The sequence below is a fragment of the Qipengyuania sp. GPGPB31 genome, from assembly GCF_038396345.1.
Classification (GTDB): domain Bacteria; phylum Pseudomonadota; class Alphaproteobacteria; order Sphingomonadales; family Sphingomonadaceae; genus Qipengyuania; species Qipengyuania citrea.
In genome coordinates, this window is record NZ_CP149572.1 from 2,501 (window position 1) to 20,894 (window position 18,394).

Here is an 18,394-nt window from a genome sequence, read left to right on the forward strand (position 1 = left end):
TTTATGCAGGTCTGTCGTTGATGGTGTGGATTCTCAAGCGTGAGGTAAGAGCATTTGGTGGATGCCTTGGCATGTGCAGGCGATGAAGGACGTGGCACGCTGCGATAAGCGTCGGGGAGATGTGAGCAATCTTTGATCCGGCGATTTCCGAATGGGGAAACCCACCCTCACCATTTCCTTTCGATTGTTTTCGGACAGTCGGAAAGAGGTGGATAGGGTATCACCAGACTGAATACATAGGTTTGGTGAAGCGAACCCGGGGAACTGAAACATCTCAGTACCCGGAGGAAAAGACATCAACAGAGATTCCCGTAGTAGTGGCGAGCGAACCGGGACCAGGCCAGTGCCTTCATTTCAACTAGCAAAACACTTTGGAAAGAGTGGCCATAGCGGGTGACAGCCCCGTATGCGAAAGTGATGATGAAGGACTCGAGTAGGGCGGGACACGTGAAATCCTGTCTGAACATGGGGGGACCACCCTCCAAGCCTAAATACTCGCACATGACCGATAGCGAACACAGTACCGTGAGGGAAAGGTGAAAAGCACCCCGATTAGGGGAGTGAAACAGTACCTGAAACCGGATGCTTACAAGCAGTTGGAGCCCCATAGGGGGTGACAGCGTACCTCTTGCATAATGGGTCAGTGACTTAATCTACCATGCAAGCTTAAGCCGTTAGGTGTAGGCGCAGCGAAAGCGAGTCTGAATAGGGCGACTGAGTATGATGGATTAGACCCGAACCCCGGCGATCTAGGCATGGCCAGGTTGAAGGTGCAGTAACATGCACTGGAGGACCGAACCGGTGAATGTTGAAAAATTCTCGGATGAGCTGTGTTTAGGGGTGAAAGGCCAATCAAGCCGGGAAATAGCTGGTTCTCCGCGAAATCTATTGAGGTAGAGCGTCGGATGTATGCCGATGGGGGTAGAGCACTGGATGGGCTAGGGCTGCGCGAGCGGTACCAAACCTAACCAAACTCCGAATACCATCGAGTCTTATCCGGCAGACAGACGGCGGGTGCTAAGGTCCGTCGTCAAAAGGGAAACAGCCCTAACCTACAGCTAAGGTCCCCAAGTCATATCTAAGTGGGAAAGCATGTGGGAATCCCAAAACAACCAGGAGGTTGGCTTAGAAGCAGCCATCCTTTAAAGAAAGCGTAACAGCTCACTGGTCTAAACAAGGGTTCCTGCGGCGAAGATGTAACGGGGCTAAAGATATGCACCGAAGCTTAGGGTTCAGAATTTATTCTGAGCGGTAGCGGAGCGTTCCGTAAGCGAGTGAAGGCGAAGGGTAACCGACGCTGGACGTATCGGAAGTGCGAATGCTGACATGAGTAGCGACAAACAGGGTGAGATGCCCTGTCGCCGAAAGACCAAGGGTTCCTGCGCAACGCTAATCGGCGCAGGGTTAGCCGGCCCCTAAGACGAGCCCGAAGGGGGTAGTCGATGGGAACCACGTAAATATTCGTGGGCCTGAAGATGTGTGACGGATCGTGGAAGTTGTTTTCTCTTATTGGATTGAGAGGGCAGCCAAGCGGTTCCAGGAAATAGCCTCTTCACTATAGACCGTACCCGAAACCGACACAGGTGGTCAGGTAGAGTATACCAAGGCGCTTGAGAGAAGTATCCTGAAGGAACTCGGCAAATTGCCTCCGTACCTTCGGAAGAAGGAGGCCCCATATCGACGCAAGTCTTTGTGGGGGGCACAGGCCAGGGGGTAGCGACTGTTTAGCAAAAACACAGCACTCTGCTAAGTCGGCTTCAAGACGACGTATAGGGTGTGACGCCTGCCCGGTGCTCGAAGGTTAAGAGGAGGAGTGCAAGCTCCGAATTGAAGCCCGAGTAAACGGCGGCCGTAACTATAACGGTCCTAAGGTAGCGAAATTCCTTGTCGGGTAAGTTCCGACCTGCACGAATGGCGTAACGACTTCCCCACTGTCTCCAGGATATGCTCAGCGAAATTGAATTCTCCGTGAAGATGCGGAGTACCCGCGGTTAGACGGAAAGACCCCGTGCACCTTTACTGCAGCTTCAGAGTGGCATTAGGAAATTACTGTGTAGAATAGGTGGGAGGCTTTGAAACATCGGCGCCAGCTGGTGTGGAGCCAACCTGTGAAATACCACCCTGTGATTTTCTGATGTCTAACCACGCACCGTTATCCGGTGTTGGGACCCTCTGTGGCGGGTAGTTTGACTGGGGCGGTCGCCTCCTAAAGAGTAACGGAGGCGCGCGATGGTATGCTCAGGACGGTTGGAAACCGTCTGCAAGAGTGCAATGGCATAAGCATGCCTGACTGCGAGACCGACAGGTCGAGCAGAGACGAAAGTCGGTCATAGTGATCCGGTGGTCCCTCGTGGAAGGGCCATCGCTCAACGGATAAAAGGTACGCCGGGGATAACAGGCTGATGATTCCCAAGAGCTCATATCGACGGAATCGTTTGGCACCTCGATGTCGGCTCATCACATCCTGGGGCTGGAGCAGGTCCCAAGGGTTTGGCTGTTCGCCAATTAAAGTGGTACGTGAGCTGGGTTCAGAACGTCGCGAGACAGTTTGGTCCCTATCTGCCGTGGGCGTCGATTGTTGAAAGGAGTTGCCCCTAGTACGAGAGGACCGGGGTGAACATACCTCTGGTGTACCTGTCATCCTGCCAAGGGTGCCGCAGGGTAGCTATGTATGGACGGGATAACCGCTGAAAGCATCTAAGCGGGAAGCCTCCCTTGAGATAAGCAATCTTCGAACCGTCATAGACCATGACGTTGATAGGCCGGGTGTGGAAGCGCAGTAATGCGTGTAGCTAACCGGTCCTAATAGTTCTTTTCGCGCTTGTAGGATCTGCACCATCAATGACAGCCCTGTCGCAAGACAGGCGGCTCAACGGTGGTAGAGGAAACTTCAGCCGGATAAGCCCTCAAAAGCTCAACAGCATCGATTTAAAATCCGATACGGTCCCCGCAGGGTAAAACCTGCGGGCGGCCCGTCCGCCCGCTTTATTGCTTGGTGGCTATAGCGTCTGTGACCCACCCGATCCCATCTCGAACTCGGACGTGAAACCGGACTGCGCCGATGGTACTAGTGCTCAAGCACTGGGAGAGTAGGTCGCCGCCAGGCATTATAGCGGACGGACGCGGAACAAACCCATTCACGATTTCAAAAAGCCGCTGCCGGTGCAAACCGCGCGGCGGCTTTTTCGTCTCTGCTTGAGGCGTAAAAGAAGGTACCGCGGGGTGGAGCAGTCCGGTAGCTCGTCAGGCTCATAACCTGAAGGTCGTTGGTTCAAATCCAACCCCCGCAACCATCTCTAGAAATAACTCTCCAATAGCGACGCTCCGCCGCAGCATGCCCGCAGACCCGGAACTGCGCGCATGCGCACCGTGGGTCGGGAAGAGCAATTCGCTCTGAGACCTAGGGAAAGAGCAAATGAACGCCTCACGGCAGTTGCCGGTGATCTCATAAAAATCACGGGAAGCGGTTTGGCTACAGACCCTTCGTTTGCCGATGGGGTTTCTGGTACCGCGAGACGACATCGCCCAGTTCGTGCGGGAGCATCGGCTTCGAAAGCATCGCCAGGGGACGGATCGCAAGTCGTTCCTCCTCGGTGACGCTGTGCAGGCTTCCGCTCAGGATTATACAGGCCACATCCAGTTCGGAGCGCAGGACCAGCGCCGCGTCCTGCCCGCGCGAGCCGTCAGCAAGCTGGAGATCGACAAGCGCGAGGTCGGGCAGGGTCCGGCGCGCGGTGTCGATCGCCTGGGCTGCGGTCACCGCAACGCCAACGACATCGCATCCCAGGTCTTCCATCTGTGTTTCGAGATCGAGCGCGATGAGGGCGTTGTCCTCGATGATGAGCACGCGGACGCGGGAATCCCTATTCGGGGAAGAGGATGCGGGTTGTCCATCCATTCACGCATTCCTCTTCTATCGTACCGCGCAGCTGGGCCGCCATCCCGCGGATAAGCCGCTTGCCCAACCCCGATGACGGCATGTCCTCGCTCAACAAGCCGGACGTGCCGCCTGTTCCATTGTCCGACACTTCGAGCACGATCTGTTCGCCTTCCTCCCGTCGCAGTTCGACCGTGACGGTGCCGCCCTGCTCGGGCCAGCTGGCATGCTTGACCGTATTGGTCACCAGTTCATTGACCGCCAGCGACAGCGTTACCGCCTTGTCGATCGGCAGGCGCAGCGGCGCCACCTGCAGAACGATCTGAGGCGCCTGTTCGTTTCTCCCGGGCAGCGATGCGCGAAGATGTTCGACAAGGCGCCCGATATGGTTGTCCAGCCTGACCGTCTTCAAATCGTTGTCTTCGTAGAGCGAGGCGTGAATTGCGGCGACCGCCTGCACGCGCGCCGTCGCCGCATTCAGCGATACGCGGGCGGTCTCGTCCCCGGTCGCTTGCGCTTCGAGGTTCAGGATGCTCGTGACCATCTGCAGCGAATTCTTCACGCGGTGATTGACCTCGGCGATCAGCAGGTCGCGCACGGCGATCGCCTCCCGCAGCTTGGCTTCGCTCTGCTTGATATGCGTGACGTCGAGCAGCATGCCGACGACCAGCAGCTCTTCCGTATCGGGATTGCGGATCGATTCCCCGCGGACCAGCAGCCAGCGCGTCGTACCGTCCGGCCAGACAGTGCGAAAATCCTGGTGCAGGTCGGCGCCCACTGTCCGGGAAACCCGCTCCATTTCGGCTTCCAGTCCGGCCAGGTCGTCGGGATGGACCCGCTCCATGAACGGCCGGATGGGATTGGCGTGGTCCTCCTCGGCGAAGCCGAACATGGTATCGAATTGCGGGGTTCTCGACACGCTCCGGCTGCCCGGGCACCATTCGAAATAGGCAAGATCCGCGCCGCGCATGGCAGCGCGCCGCTTCGCCTCGTGAACGCGGTCGCCCAGGATCCTGCCGGTGATGTCCTCGGCCGTATGGATGATGTGCGTGACCCTGGTGGGATCGCCGCGATCGGCGAACACCGGCGAATTGACGATCCGCCAGTACCGGACCCGGTAATGTCCGTCGGGCCCTGCCACATCATGCTGGCGAAGCGGCATCTCCTGCGCTTCGCCCGTCTCCACGACGCGATCGGCCGACGCCTGCAATTCGCCTTCGGCATCCGCCCGGGGATCGTCGGGATTGGCGGGGAAGGCTTCGAAGACACGCTTGCCGACCAGCTCCGCCCGTTCGATACCGAGCATCTCGCAATAGCAGCGATTGGCAGCGACGACGTGCAGATCGGGCCGGAACACCATTTGTGCCGTCGGTTGGGAGTCGAACAGCACGCCCATGTCGATCGAAGTATCCAGGGCCGAATTCCTCTCTTGGGTGACTGGGCCCGATCGCGCCGGATCGGGACGCCAGAAGCCAAAGCCTGAAACAGAAACGACCGGCTTGATATGCAGCTTGGCCCATCGGGGCAAGGTCAGTGGTTTTTGGTACGGTGGGCTTGGCCTAACAGAGGCGGGAGACCCGCGTGGCTGCTCGAGCGGCCGCTACGGTATGCCGATAGCGCGTATCGCCGCCATGTCAGTCCTGACCGGCTTTGCCTCCTCTTAAAAAAGATGGCTGGCTACCCCATCCGATACGAAGACTAGCAACCACCCGACGCTGTAACCGCCGGCGTGGGGGCGCTTGTGCTTCGACGTGCGCTCTATGTAGCGAAACTATTCGGGAATGGCACGCCCGGCCACGCCAATACTAGGCTCTCCTAACTCATAAACAGGCCGGCTGGCCAGGGTTGGCGCCCGCGCCGATCTTCACGCTCGTGTTCCGGCGGAAGGGGCGCTATGCCGATTGCGATCAGGGGATGAGGTCGCTCAACTTGCGCAGCGTTTGCGCGGCGACGTCAAGCGATTGAAGCTTGGTCATGAAGCGCGCGACGACCGCCGGATCCTCGGCGAGGTCATCGGCCAGCGCTTCGACTGCGGCGGCGATGGCGGTGACGTCCTCGCGGCTCAACTCGGCAGAGAACAATGGTGCCGGCTTGTGGCTCGTGGGAGCTGCAGGCGCGGGCTGCGCCTTGGCCAATGCCACCGCGGCATCGACGTCGTTCTGCGTCCGGCGTCCCGAAGGCAACCATTGCGCCACATCGGCATGCTGGTGGAAACGGATACCGGCCTTGCCGAACTTCATCCACACCACGGTGGCCTCGAGCGCTATGTCGCCGCGATGGAGCAGGCACTCGGCCCCCTCGGGAGGAAGAGACGTGCCTTCGATCAGTGCCCCCCTGGTCGACATGTTGCGGACCTTGACCGTTGCCTGCGCCTGCCCAGCCGCGAGCGAGGCCATCACGAACATGTTGGTCCGCGGCTCGATCCGAGCGCAGTTGGAATAGGGTTCCGGCGTTTCGTAGGCGGCAGTAAGCATGTTCAATCCCCCAAGCCGACATGCCCGATGGTTTTGCAAGATAGGCTATGTGCCCACTTACGTATTAACCCCTAGTGCGGTCTGCCATGAACAGCAGAGCCGCTATGTCGGGACATCGGACAAGGCAAGGCCCGCCGCCCTTTCGAGCGACGGGCCATCATCCCGATCATGTGGGTATCGGGAGGATTAACGGAGCAGCGAAAGCACGTTCTGCTGGCTCTGGTTGGCCTGTGCGAGCATTGCGCTCGAAGCCTGGCTGAGGATCTGCGCCTTGGCGAGCGCGGTCGTTTCGGCCGAATAATCGGTGTCTTCGATCCGCGAACGTGCGTCGGACAGGTTCGTGATGTTGTCGTTCAAGTTATTCATCGCCGATTCCAAGCGGCTCTGACCGGCACCGAGTGCGGCACGCGTGGCGTTAACACCTTTCAACGTAGCATCAACGTTATCAATCGTAGTGCCGGCTTTGGTTGCGTCCGTGACATCCAGAGCTTGAGCCGCTTCTGCAGCGTTGTACGCGACGTTTGTACCGCCGAAGATTTTGGTTCCGTCGAACGCCTTGCTCGTCAAAGCAATAGTTTCACCCTTTTGAGCCCCGACCTGAATGTCGAAGCTGAGGTCGTCAGTAGCTACAGGGGCTGCGCCCACGACTTTGAAGAGAGCGTTGCCGTTGAACTTGGAATTAGTGAGGACATCGCTGATCTGTTCATTGAGGGCGCTGACTTCGGCCTGCATAGCCTTCCGGTCGTCCGCTTGATATGTTCCCGAAGACGACTGGACGGCGAGTTCCCGGACGCGCTGGAGCATATTGCTAACTTCGCCGAGTGCGCCTTCAGCAGTCTGTGCGAGCGAGATACCGTCATTTGCGTTGCGGACCGCCTGGCTCATCCCTTTAACCTGTGAGGTCATAGAAGTGGCAATGGCGAGACCGGCCGCGTCGTCCTTCGCGCTGTTGATGCGCTTGCCGGTCGACAGGCGTTCCATGGCGGTTCCGAGAGCCTTCCCGGCAGCGTTCGAAGAGTTGGCGGCTTTCATCGCGCCGATATTGGTGTTGATGACGTTCATGGCTAGTTTCCCTTTGGTCTACGATCACTGCCCCCGTTCGGGATGCGGCAGCCAGAAACCAGACCGGCAGGAACTTCTCGGGATTAAGGGCATTGTGATTTTCAGCGAGCGGGTTTCCAAGCCGACCTCGTAAATCTACCAGCCCTAAAATTAGCCGTTCTTTTGACGTCCCTGCGCCATTTCCACGTCTGTCGATAAGACATGCCATGTGGGGGCACAAATGGACGGGATTACAAAGAGCGCGAATTTTTCGCGTACGCACAGCACGATCGATGCCCGGATGGCGGGGATTGCATCCTCGCTGTTCATGGAGCGGCCGGTTACGCTGGCGGACGAAAGCGATCTTTCGGCCAGTCGCGATGCGCGCACCATCACGCTGGCACGCGGCGACATGCCCGCGATCGAACTGGTCGGTGCGGGCGGAAAGCTGACCTACAGCGATCCGATCGCCGAGAGCAGCCTCGCCGCGCTGGTCGCCATGACCTATGCCGGCCAGGGGCCGGTTGCAGCCGACCCGGCGTCGCTGTCGGTCATCGCGCTGGCCGATCGCCTCGCGCGGACCGATATTCCCGTGCTTATCAATGGCCCGACGGGAACCGGCAAGGAAGTCCTGTCGAACTTCATCCATCGCCGCAGCGAGCGTGCGGAAAAACCCTTCATCGCGGTCAATTGCGCCGCGATCCCCGAAACGATGCTGGAAGCGATGCTGTTCGGCCATGAAAAGGGCTCGTTCACCAGCGCCAACGCGGCGGGTGAGGGCTTTTTCCGTGCGGCTGACGGCGGCACGCTGCTGCTCGACGAAATCGCCGAAATGCCGTTGTCGCTTCAGGCCAAGCTGCTGCGCGCGTTGCAGGAAGGCGAAGTCGTTCCGATCGGCGCGACCCGCCCGATCAAGGTCGATGTCCGCATCATTGCCTGCGCCAACCGCGATCTGCCGCAGGAAGTGGCTGAGGGCCGGTTCCGCGCCGACCTCTATTACCGCCTCAACGTATTTCCCATCGAGATGCTGCCGCTTCGCGAACGCCGCGCCGACATAGCGCCGCTGGCCTTTGCCATGGTGCTGCGCCACGTTGCCAAGGGCGATGCGGTTCCGTGGATCAGCGATGCTACCCTTGCTATGCTGGGCGACTACGCCTGGCCCGGCAATGTCCGCGAGCTCGAGAACGTAATCCGCCGTGCGCTGCTGCTGTCGCAGGGGCGCGGCGAGATCGGAACCGAACATATCGTCTTCGACATGACCGCACGGGCGGTCGAGACGCCGGCCGCGACGCAGCCTGCCGAAGAGGCCAAGGGTCCGGCCAAGCTGTCGAAGATCGTCCAGATCTCGGAAGCCCGCGCCATTATGGAAGCGCTGGATTCGGTTGGCGGGCATCGTGCCAATGCGGCACGCGCGCTGGGGATCAGCGAACGCACGCTGCGCTATCGCCTGGCTTCGTTCCGTGAAGCCGGAATTGCCGTGGGAGCAGGCCGATGAACCCGGTAGGCGGAATTGGCGGCGGCGGATCGCTCGAACAGGTCATCGCGCTGCGCCAGCAGATCATCGACCGGTCGAAGGTCCTGCAGGAACTGCACGAACCCAAGCCTGCGGCCCCGGCCGAAGGTGCAACCGGCGCACCCAGTTTCGGGGATTCGCTGCGCACCGCGCTCGAGAACGTCAATTCGGTCCAGGCCGAATCCGGCAAGCTGACCGCGGCTTACGAGCGCGGTGAAGAAACCGACATCGCCAAGGTCATGCTGGCCCGGCAGGAAGCCGGGGTGGCGTTCGAGGCCACGCTCCAGGTACGCAACAAGCTGTTGTCTGCGTACCAGGAAACCATGCGGATGGGGGTCTAATCCATGAACGGCATCGTTCCTGCAGATAGTCCGCCGCCAAGCGTGCTGACCCCGCTCACTCAAGGGACGGGGAGCTTCGCCGAACGTTTGCGGACGTTCGCGGCGCAGCCGCCTGTGCGCAAGGTGTTGCCGCTGTTTGCCGGCACTGCGGGCCTCGGCCTGTTGGCCTTGACCTGGGCGACCCTGTCGCCCGCGCCGCAGCGCGTGCTTTATTCCTCGCTCGGTGATGCCGAGCGCGCGAGCGTGGTCGCCACGCTCGACCAGGCGGGGGTGGACTACACCATCGACAACAACACCGGCGCACTGACCGTGGGCGAAGACGATGTCTATCGCGCGCGGATGCTGGTGGCGTCCGACGGATCGCTGGCGACTCCCGAAAGCGGCGCTGACCTGATCGAGAACCTGCCGATGGGCGCCAGCCGGACCCTCGAGGGCGACCGGCTGCGGGCGGCGCAGGAACGCGAACTGATGATGACGATCATGGAAATCGACGGCGTCGAGGCGGTCCGTGTGCATATTGCCAAGGCCGAACGTTCGGTCTTCGTACGTGAAGACGTCGCACCTTCCGCATCGATCATGCTGCGCATGGCGCGGGGCCGCCAGCTTACCGACAGCCAAGTCACAGCGATCACCAATCTGGTCGCAGGTTCGGTGCCGGGGCTCGGCATCGACGCGGTCAAGGTCGTCGACCAGCACGGCAAGCTGCTGACGCAGATGCGCGATCCCAACAGTGGCCGGCTCGACCTGCAGTCGCAGATGGAAGCCAAGCTCAACGCGCAGGTCGATCAGCTGCTGGCACCGATGTTCGGTGCGGCTGCGTTCACGTCGCAAGTCCAGGTCGATCTCGACATGAACGAGGTAACCTCGGCGCGCGAAAGCTATGACAAGGACGGCACCATCCGCCGCGAGACCACCCAGCTTTCGCAAAGCGCTGGGGCGCAGGCCGGCGGGATTCCCGGCGTGCTTGCCAACACGCCGCCCGCCGAAGCAGAGGCGCGCGAAGGCGCTCCGCAGGATAACGAGAATGCCGCGCAGGCAGGCGGCGGCGTCGGCGAAAGCAGCGCCACGCGTGTCTATGAACTGGGCCGCGAGGTTTCGGTCTCCAATTTGACCCCGGGATCGATCAAGTATCTCTCGGTGGCGGTGGCCATCGACCAGGCCGCACTGGAGAAGGCAAGCGCAGCCGATATCAACAAGGTGAAGGAACTGGTGTCCGCAGCCGTGGGTGCGCGCGAGGATCGCGGCGACAAGGTTACCGTCGTCATGCGGGCCTTCGAGAAGATCGAAGCCGAAAGCGTGCCGTTCTACGAAACCAGCTGGTTCGGCATGGCCGTGCGCAATGGTGTCGCTCTGCTGGCGGTCCTGCTGGTGCTGTTCCTCGCCGTGCGGCCCGCGATCAAGGCGCTGCGCGGTGATGGCAAGGGCAAGGGGGCGGCAGAACCGCAAGTCGGCGGCGGACAGCAGCCTGCACTTGGCGGTCCTGCGGCCGATACCGTACCGCCTTTCGACAGGCAGTCGCTCGACGGCCAGATCGAACTGGCCCAGCGGATCGCGCGCGAAAACCCTGACAATGCCGTGCTGGCGCTGCGCCGCCTGCTGGCCGAAGACACCCGCACCGGAGCCTCGGCATGACCGCGCCCGCACCGCAACTTCTGGGCGGCACCGACAAGGCGGCCATCATGGTGATGCTGCTGGCAGAAGAGGACGCCTCGCGCATCCTCAGCCAGCTCACCCCCGATGAACTGCGGCAGCTGGCCGGGACGATGTGCGGCATCGGCGAGATCGAACCGCAGGCGATTGCGGACGCCATCGCCGGCTTCTCGCGCTCCACCGAGAACAGCGGCATTTCGGGGCATGGCCGCGTCGACAATGTCCGCAAGCTGCTGACCGAAGCGGTGGGCGAGGTGAAGACCGACAATCTCATGCGCCAGGTTGCGCCCGCTGCGGAAGAAGAGAACCTGCCTGCGCTGGGTCTGCTGCGCTGGCTGGATCCGAAGATCATCGGCGAAATCCTGGCCGACGAGCATCCGCAGGCGATTGCCGTGCTGCTGCTGCAGCTCGACAGCGAAGTCGCTGCCCAGGCGCTCGCCGCGCTGCCCGAGGACATGCACACTCCCGTGCTCCACCGCGTCGCCCGGCTGGGTCCGGTGTCGCGCCAGGCGATCGGCATTCTCGAAGCCACGCTCAATGCGAAGATCGAAAAGCTGCATGGCACGATCCCGCTGACCATGGGGGGCATCAAACAGGCTGCCGAAATCATCAACAGCTCGCACCGCAGCGTCGAACAGCGCGTGCTGCCCACGATCGGCAAGATCGACGAGCAGCTCGCCAAGGATCTCGAGAACGAGATGTTCAAGTTCGAGCACCTGTTCGTGCTCGATCTCAAGATGACCGGCGTCCTGCTGCGCGAGATCGAAAGCGATACGCTGGTCCTCGCGCTCAAGGGTCTCGAAGAGGACCAGCGCGAACAGTTCTTCGGTGCCATGTCGTCGCGGGCTGCCGACGGCCTGCGCGACGAGATCGAAATGCGGGGCCGGGTGAAGAAGAGCGAAGTCGAAACCGCGCAGAAGGAAGTCGTCGCGATTGCCAAGCGGCTGATCGCGCAGGGCGATATCATCATGGGCGAGGGCGACGAAGACTATGTCTAGGGTCGCCTATGCAGCGCTGGGCAAGCGGGGCAGCTTTTCCCGCGATACCCGCTACACCGCACCGCCCGCCGACGCGGTGCCGGCGGCGCCGACCGAGGATGCCGCCGAACAGGCCTACCGGGCCGGTTACGAGGACGGGCAGATTTCCACCCGCGCCGAATGTGAAGCGCAATTGCAGGCCGAGCGGGCTGCGCGGTCGGCCATCGAAACCGCCTTCGCGCGCTTCGATGCCGAAAGCGGGCGGCACTTGCGCGAACGCCTTCTCGAAACGGTTCATGCATTGTGCGAAGAGGCGGTGCTGCCGCTGGCGCTCGATGCCGAGGGGTTGGCCCGCCGGGTCGAAGCCGCCGCTTCCATGCTGCAACGCAAGCATGACCAGCGGATCATACACATCAACCCCGACGATCTCGAGCTAGTGCGCGACAGCGTGGCGGGGGATCTCGAGCTGGTACCCGACGCCAGCGTGGAACGCGGCGGCCTGCGGGTCGAAACAGACGATGGCGGGGTCGAGGACGGCCCGCAGCAGTGGCGCCGCGCACTGAACGAAATCTTCGATACATGCAGGCCCTGATCGACCGCACGCTGGCGGCGGTCGGAACGTCCCCGCTCGATCTTGCCCCGCGCCGGTTCGGCCGCGTGGTGGCCTGCGATGGCGGGTTGATCGAGGTCTCGGGCCTGGGCGTGCCGATCGGCACGCTGTGTTCGATCGCGCAAGGCGCTTCGACCGAACACCGCGCTGAAACCATCGGTTTCCGCAACGGGCACACAATGATGATGATGCTCGGCGACACGGTTCTGCTGCGTCCGGGCGCCATCGTGCGCCCCGAAGGCAATCCGGGCATGCTGAGCGTGGGCGAGCAATATCTCGGCCGTGCGGTCGACGGGGCGGGTGAGCCGATCGACGGCCGCGGACCGGTCATGGCGACCACCAGCTGGCCAGCTGGCGGGCACCGTGTCGGCGCGCTGGACCGTTCGCGCGTCACGCAGGTTTTCGACAGCGGCATCCGTTCGCTCAACGCGCTCACCACCTTCGGTGTCGGCCAACGCGTGGGTATCGTCGCCGGGTCGGGCGTGGGCAAGTCGGTGCTGATGGACATGATCGTCGACGGCGCGGATGCGGATGCCGTGGTCGTCGGGCTGATCGGCGAGCGCGCCCGCGAAGTGTCCGATTTCGTTACCCGCCATATGGCGGGGGAACGCGCCGCAACCACGGCGATCGTTGCCGTCCCTGCCGATCATGCCGCCAATCTCCGCCTGCGCGGCGCGATGCTGGCGACCTCGATCGCCGAACATCTGCGCTCGCAAGGCAAACGCGTGCTCCTGATCCTCGACAGCCTGACCCGCGTGGCGCACGCCGCGCGCGAAATCGGCATTCTGCTGGGCGAACCCGGCGCCGCACGCGGCTATCCGCCGTCGGCGCTGGCGACGATCACCAAGTTGATCGAACGCGCGGGCAATTCTGAAGAATCAGGCGGCGCAATCACCGGGATCTATACCGTCCTGGCCGATGGCGACGATCAGAACGATCCCGTGGTGGACACCGCGCGTGCCATTCTCGACGGGCATATCGTGCTCTCGCGCGAGATCGCCCAGCGCGGGCAGTACCCCGCGGTCGACGTGGGCGCGTCGCTAAGCCGCGTGATGAACGATATCGTGCCATCCGAATACGCGGCGCTTGCCCGCCGCTTCCGCGCGCTCAGCGCGACTTACGAAGCCAATCGCGACCTGGTGATGATGGGGGCGTATAGACAAGGTGCCGACCCGCTGCTCGACGAGGCGATCGCGCTGCACCCGCGTATGTGCCAGTTCCTGTCGCAGGCGAGCGAGGAAAGCATCGATGTCGCCACTGCCTTTGCGCAGATGAGCGAACTGGTCGGCCATGCGGCCTGACCGCCGGAAATTGAAACGTGCCCAGTTGATCCAGCGGGTGCGGACGGTCGAGCGCATGCAGTCGGCGGTTGCCGCGAGCGATGCCGAAGCCACGCGTGCGCGCCTTTCGGGCGTCGCCGAAAGAACGCGCAGCCTGGCCGAGCATTACGCCCAGCGGTCCGGCGACATGGTTGCTGCGGACCTGCGCAGCGGCAAGGCGATGAGCGACCAGCTGCAGAAGCTGAGCGAGTTGAGCGAGCGACAGGCCGAGGAAGCCGAGCTGCTTTCGCAAACCAAGCGCGAGGATTTCGCCCAGTCCGACATGCGCCTTCGCAAGGCTGCCGAAGGCACGCGTGATCTTGCCAAGCTCGTGATTGCCGGGATCGAGAACGGTTAACGCCAAGCTTATTTGGCATGCTTCTTGATAGTAGGTCGGTGAACAAGAAGCGGACCCGTCATGAACCTTTCTTTTGCCCTGCCGAAATCTCCCGAAAGCCCCGCCGCCGGCGGTGCGCTGGAAGGCCGAAACGCGCGCAAAACCGAGGGTTCGCAAGCGCGGGACGGGTTTTCCGAAATGCTCGACCAGCTGGCATCTTTCATCCCGGCGAATGCTGAGGGCGACGGCGCATTGCCGGACCGGCAGGCGCAGGATTTGCCGGGCGGCAAGGAATTGCCGGTCGATGCCGCGGGATTGCCGGTGGTGCCGGACGATGCTTCCGGCACTCCGCTCGGAGTGCCGCAACTGGCCGTGACGCTGGAGACCGGTGTCGTCCCCGAGACCGGTTCTCGCGCTGCACCCGGCAATGCGCCAGGCACGCCGTCGGCGCTGCATACGCCGGCCGGTACGAACGTGGCGGCAAGCCCGGCGCAAGGCGGGGGGCTTGAAGTGCGTATTTCCGCTGCGCAGGCCCCGCAGGACGGCCGCCTTGCTGCGGCTGGTTCGGCGGTGCAGAACGGCATGGCGGCAATCACGCTGCCGGGCGCTGCAGCAGAGGCCGCCGCATCGGCAGAAGCCGCGACAACGGTGACTGCGAAGGTGGAAACTGCCGCGGCGCAAGTGGGCGATCGCGCTGCACTGGGCGCACCGGGGGCCATGCGTTCGGATGGCGGCGACAAACCTTCCTCGGAAGATGGCGGCAAGCCGGCTGAAGACAGTGCACTTGCCGACAAGGGCAAGCTGCGGGCGATGGCCCAGACCGATACCGCGAAACCCGCGGCGCAAGGCATTGCGGCGCTTTCCGACGAGAGCGCGGCATCGGTTCGGCCTGTGGCCGCCGCGCCGCGTCCGATCGCGGGCGACCAGTTCGCCAATGTCGAACGCGTGGTCGAGCATCTGATGGCCGCCCGCCAGGTCGACCTGACGAAATCAGCAGCCATTGCCGTGGCGCACCGCGAATTCGGGCAGCTGACCGTGACCTTCGACCAATCGGCTGGCGGCATGAATGTCGAGATCGCCGCGCAGGACGGGGAAACCCAGCGGGCTCTGACCGCGGCAATGGCCAACGAGCGGCCCTCCGCGCGCCAGCCCGAAGCGTTCACGCAGGCAGCACAGGCAGGCAACCAGCCCGCGGCCAATGGTGAGCGCGGGGCAGGCGGCAACGCTGCGGGTTCGGGCACCGGCCAGGCCGACGCCGAGCAGCAGCGTTCGCAGCAATCCGACCAGCGTGGACGCCGTGATGGCGGCAGCGCCGGCCATTCCAACCCGCAGGCCCAGCCGCCGTCTTCCGATGACGCGCTCTACGCCTGATCCGATCCAGATTTTAGCAGGAAACCACCATGTCGACCGAAAACGCTCCTCAGGAACCCGTCAAGAAGAAGGGAGGGCTGCTCAAGATGGCGCTGTTCTCTCTCGTGCTGCTCGCCGCGGGGGTGGCGGCACCTATGCCGCGTTCGCCAGTGGCATGCTGGGCCCCGACGGTGAGAAGGAAGATCCGAACCCCAAGCTGGTGCGCAAGGGTGACGAGGACCCGTTTCCGGCGGCGAGCGAAGGCGACCTGAAGGACAAGGCCGCCGTCGTTCACGGCGCGGGCGGCGGCAAGTACCGCACCGCCTATTACGATTTCACCGAGGAGTTCACTTCGAACCTCGGCAACAGCGGTGCGCTGGTGCAGGTCAGCCTGGCTGCATCGACGCATTACGACGGCCGCGTGCTGATGTGGCTCGACGAGCATGAAACCGCGCTGCGCTCGCGGATCCTGACCGAACTGGCCGCAACGGATGAAGCCGATCTTGCCAGCGTGGCGGGCAAGGAAAAGCTGCAGCAACGGCTCACCAAGGCGATCAACGAAGCGCTCGAGGAACGCGAAGGCTTCGGCGGTGTCGACAACGTCTACTTCCGGTCGTTCATCGTCCAATGATGAACGAGCCGACCCCCGTAGCACAGGCCCCGGCCGCGCAGCACTGCGCCGAGCTGCTGAGCCGCGCGGCCACGCCGCCCGATCTCGACATCGAATTCGCCCGCTTCGCTCGCGCGGCGGCACTCGAGGCGGCTGGGCAAGTGGCCCAATTGTGTGACGATCGCGCGATCGTGGTCGACGTTGCCGAAACCGAATTGATGCCGGTGGCCGACTGGTACGCACAGGTCGGCACCGCGCATCGGCACAGCTTCTTCGCGCTCGGCCAGGAAAGCCGGGGCATCTTGGTATCGGTCCGGATCGGCGAACTCGTCGGCGAATTCGAACGGATCCTCGGCGGAACCGGCGATATCGACGAGGGCTGCACCGCGTTGCCCGCTTCGGCGCGCTATTTCGCCCAGCAGTTCGAGGACCGCATGGCCGAAGTGCTGCGCCGGGCGAGCGACCAGCGCGGTATCGCCGCCAGCGCCAATGGCGACGTGATCGAACAGGTGGCACCCTTCGGCGGCGGCGAGCGGGTGTGGACGACGACGCTGGCAGTCAGCAGCACCAAGACCGCGCGCAAATGGTCGATCCGGCTCGCCGCATGTGAGCAGACCATCGCCGGGATCGTCGGTACGCGCACCGTATCGCCCGCCAAGGGCCGACCGATCGGCGCGCGCGGCATCAACGGTTCGGCGATCGCCGATGTGGCTCTGCCGCTGCGTGCGGTGCTGGTCGATGTCCCGATGTCCATCGCGCGGCTGGCCAGCCTCACACCCGGCGCGGTCATCCCCGTAGCCGTGAACCGCAATGTCCCGCTGCTGATCGGCGACCTCACCATTGCCCATGGCTGCGTCGGCGAACTCGACGACCGTGTGGCGCTCGAACTCAACCAGACTTCTCTCTCGGAGTAACACCCAATGGCTACGCATGCAGACGGCTTCGGCCTTATCCAGGATATCGATGTCCAGCTCACCGTTGAGCTCGGCCGCAAGTCGATGCGCCTGCGCGACGTGCTCGCGCTTGGCGAGATCGAGCGTTGTCGAACTCGACCGCCTGACCGACGAGCCGCTCGACATGTTCGTCAACGGTAAGCTGATCGCGCGCGGCGAGGTGATCGCCCAGGGCAACCGGTTCGCGATCCGGGTGCTGGAAATCATGGGCGCAGGGTCGAGCGAGCCGGCAGTCGAACGCCGCGCGCAGCCGATCACTGTTACTTCGGCTCCCACGGCCGAGACCGCCTGATGTTCTGGTACATCCTCAAGCTGCTGATCCTGTTGCCGCTGATCGGCTTCATGATCTGGGGCAGCCTGAAGCTGGCCAAGAAGATGCAGGGCCAGTTCGGCGCCCCCACGGGCGGCAGCAAGGCGGTGCGCATTGTCGAAACCACCATGCTTTCGCCCACGCTGCGGCTGGCGGTAATCGAGTTCCATGGCCGCGAAATCCTCGTCTCGACCTCGCGCAACGGGCTGACCCGGCTGGCCGAAGCGCCCGCTCGCGAGCAGGCCGGGGACATCGTCCAGTGATCCTCCGCCTGTCCAAGCTGGCTGCCACCGCTACGGCGCTGCTCTATCCCGCGCTGGCCAGCGCGCAGACCGGGGATACCGCGGTCTCGGGCGCGCTCGACCGCGCCTTCGGCCAGATGGCGGGCGCCGGTGGTGAGCCGCTGAGCCTGTCGCTCCAGCTGCTGCTGGTGATGGGCCTGCTGACCATCCTGCCCGCGCTGCTGCTGATGATGACGAGTTTCACGCGCATCATCGTGGTGCTCGCGATCCTGCGTCAGGCGCTCGGCCTGCAGCAATCGCCGCCCAACCAGGTCCTGATCGGGATCAGCCTGTTCCTGTCGCTGTTCATCATGGCACCGACGCTGGAGCGCGTTAACGAGGCGGCTATTGCGCCTTACTCCGCCGGCGAGATCGGTGCGGAAGTCGCGATCGAGCGCGCCGGCGACCAGTTCCATGGCTTCATGATCCGCCAGACCCGCGAATACGACCTCGAGATGTTCGCCGACATCGCCGGGGCGGGGCAGTTCGCCAGCCCGCAGGACGTGCCGTTCTCGATCCTGTTGCCGGCCTTCGTTACCAGCGAACTCAAGACCGCCTTCCAGATCGGCTTCATGCTGTTCCTGCCCTTCCTTGTCATCGACCTCGTCGTCTCCAGCGTGCTGATGAGCCTCGGCATGATGATGATGAGCCCGATGATCGTTTCGCTGCCCTTCAAGCTGCTGCTGTTCGTCCTCGTCGACGGCTGGGCGCTTCTGATGGGTTCGCTCGCCTCAAGCTTCGGATAGATCTC

The 18,394-nt window shown here is 62.9% G+C and carries 18 protein-coding genes, 1 tRNA gene and 2 rRNA genes; 17 read left to right on the forward strand and 4 right to left on the reverse strand.

Annotated features, from left to right (window positions below; all coding sequences use genetic code 11):
• Positions 1-34: 34 nt before the first annotated feature.
• From WKH79_RS00020 to WKH79_RS00030, 3 genes are all read left to right on the forward strand, one after another.
• Positions 35-2,826 (forward strand): 23S ribosomal RNA (locus WKH79_RS00020).
• A 165-nt stretch (positions 2,827-2,991) separates the two neighbouring features.
• A 5S ribosomal RNA gene (gene rrf / locus WKH79_RS00025) occupies positions 2,992-3,106 on the forward strand.
• A 110-nt stretch (positions 3,107-3,216) separates the two neighbouring features.
• Positions 3,217-3,293 (forward strand) — tRNA-Met (locus tag WKH79_RS00030).
• A gap of 179 nt (positions 3,294-3,472) precedes the next feature.
• On the opposite strand, the gene WKH79_RS00035 is transcribed toward WKH79_RS00030, so the two are convergent.
• The 4 genes from WKH79_RS00035 to WKH79_RS00050 form a co-directional block, all read right to left on the reverse strand.
• Positions 3,473-3,847, reverse strand: a complete 375-nt coding sequence (locus tag WKH79_RS00035; protein ID WP_341859237.1) for a response regulator — start codon at positions 3,845-3,847, stop codon at positions 3,473-3,475.
• A 16-nt stretch (positions 3,848-3,863) separates the two neighbouring features.
• A complete protein-coding gene (locus WKH79_RS00040; protein WP_341859238.1) occupies positions 3,864-5,267 on the reverse strand; it encodes a histidine kinase dimerization/phosphoacceptor domain -containing protein in 1,404 nt (467 codons plus the stop codon).
• A 517-nt stretch (positions 5,268-5,784) separates the two neighbouring features.
• On the reverse strand, positions 5,785-6,351 hold the full coding sequence (locus tag WKH79_RS00045; RefSeq protein WP_230833319.1) for a hypothetical protein: 567 nt from the start codon (positions 6,349-6,351) through the stop codon (positions 5,785-5,787).
• Between the two features lie 186 nt (positions 6,352-6,537).
• Positions 6,538-7,413, reverse strand: a complete 876-nt coding sequence (locus WKH79_RS00050; RefSeq protein WP_341859239.1) for a flagellin — start codon at positions 7,411-7,413, stop codon at positions 6,538-6,540.
• A gap of 220 nt (positions 7,414-7,633) precedes the next feature.
• On the opposite strand from WKH79_RS00050, the gene WKH79_RS00055 reads away from it, so the two are divergent.
• From WKH79_RS00055 to fliP, 14 genes are all read left to right on the forward strand, one after another.
• On the forward strand, positions 7,634-8,887 hold the full coding sequence (locus WKH79_RS00055) for a sigma 54-interacting transcriptional regulator (protein WP_341859240.1): 1,254 nt from the start codon (positions 7,634-7,636) through the stop codon (positions 8,885-8,887).
• Positions 8,884-9,246: a flagellar hook-basal body complex protein FliE gene (fliE, locus tag WKH79_RS00060; RefSeq protein WP_050599089.1), complete on the forward strand. Its 363-nt coding sequence runs from the start codon at positions 8,884-8,886 to the stop codon at positions 9,244-9,246. Before WKH79_RS00055 ends, fliE begins: the two co-directional genes overlap by 4 nt.
• 3 nt (positions 9,247-9,249) lie before the next feature.
• Positions 9,250-10,878 (forward strand): flagellar basal-body MS-ring/collar protein FliF, encoded by a 1,629-nt coding sequence (fliF, locus tag WKH79_RS00065; protein WP_269420703.1) that lies wholly within the window; start codon positions 9,250-9,252, stop codon positions 10,876-10,878.
• A complete protein-coding gene (gene fliG, locus WKH79_RS00070) occupies positions 10,875-11,894 on the forward strand; it encodes a flagellar motor switch protein FliG (protein ID WP_050599091.1) in 1,020 nt (339 codons plus the stop codon). The genes fliF and fliG overlap by 4 nt, the downstream gene beginning before the upstream one ends.
• Entirely contained in the window at positions 11,887-12,465 is a 579-nt protein-coding gene (locus tag WKH79_RS00075; protein WP_050599092.1) for a FliH/SctL family protein, read from the forward strand. The genes fliG and WKH79_RS00075 overlap by 8 nt, the downstream gene beginning before the upstream one ends.
• Entirely contained in the window at positions 12,453-13,784 is a 1,332-nt protein-coding gene (locus WKH79_RS00080; protein ID WP_269420705.1) for a FliI/YscN family ATPase, read from the forward strand. The genes WKH79_RS00075 and WKH79_RS00080 overlap by 13 nt, the downstream gene beginning before the upstream one ends.
• 10 nt (positions 13,785-13,794) lie before the next feature.
• Positions 13,795-14,160 (forward strand): hypothetical protein, encoded by a 366-nt coding sequence (locus WKH79_RS00085; protein ID WP_156488869.1) that lies wholly within the window; start codon positions 13,795-13,797, stop codon positions 14,158-14,160.
• Positions 14,161-14,220: 60 nt separating this feature from the next.
• Positions 14,221-15,510: a hypothetical protein gene (locus tag WKH79_RS00090; protein ID WP_341859241.1), complete on the forward strand. Its 1,290-nt coding sequence runs from the start codon at positions 14,221-14,223 to the stop codon at positions 15,508-15,510.
• Between the two features lie 154 nt (positions 15,511-15,664).
• Positions 15,665-16,120: a flagellar basal body-associated FliL family protein gene (locus WKH79_RS00095; protein WP_341859242.1), complete on the forward strand. Its 456-nt coding sequence runs from the start codon at positions 15,665-15,667 to the stop codon at positions 16,118-16,120.
• Positions 16,120-17,013, forward strand: a complete 894-nt coding sequence (locus tag WKH79_RS00100; protein ID WP_341859243.1) for a FliM/FliN family flagellar motor C-terminal domain-containing protein — start codon at positions 16,120-16,122, stop codon at positions 17,011-17,013. Before WKH79_RS00095 ends, WKH79_RS00100 begins: the two co-directional genes overlap by 1 nt.
• 6 nt (positions 17,014-17,019) lie before the next feature.
• Positions 17,020-17,193, forward strand: coding sequence for a FliM/FliN family flagellar motor switch protein (locus WKH79_RS00105; RefSeq protein ID WP_341859244.1), 174 nt, complete (start codon positions 17,020-17,022; stop codon positions 17,191-17,193).
• Positions 17,123-17,344 (forward strand): FliM/FliN family flagellar motor switch protein, encoded by a 222-nt coding sequence (locus WKH79_RS00110; protein WP_341859245.1) that lies wholly within the window; start codon positions 17,123-17,125, stop codon positions 17,342-17,344. The genes WKH79_RS00105 and WKH79_RS00110 overlap by 71 nt, the downstream gene beginning before the upstream one ends.
• Positions 17,344-17,625, forward strand: coding sequence for a flagellar biosynthetic protein FliO (locus tag WKH79_RS00115; protein ID WP_050599098.1), 282 nt, complete (start codon positions 17,344-17,346; stop codon positions 17,623-17,625). Before WKH79_RS00110 ends, WKH79_RS00115 begins: the two co-directional genes overlap by 1 nt.
• Positions 17,622-18,389 carry a flagellar type III secretion system pore protein FliP gene (gene fliP, locus WKH79_RS00120; protein ID WP_341859246.1) on the forward strand — a complete coding sequence of 256 codons (768 nt, stop codon included), beginning with the start codon at positions 17,622-17,624 and terminating at the stop codon, positions 18,387-18,389. Before WKH79_RS00115 ends, fliP begins: the two co-directional genes overlap by 4 nt.
• Positions 18,390-18,394 lie beyond the last annotated feature (5 nt).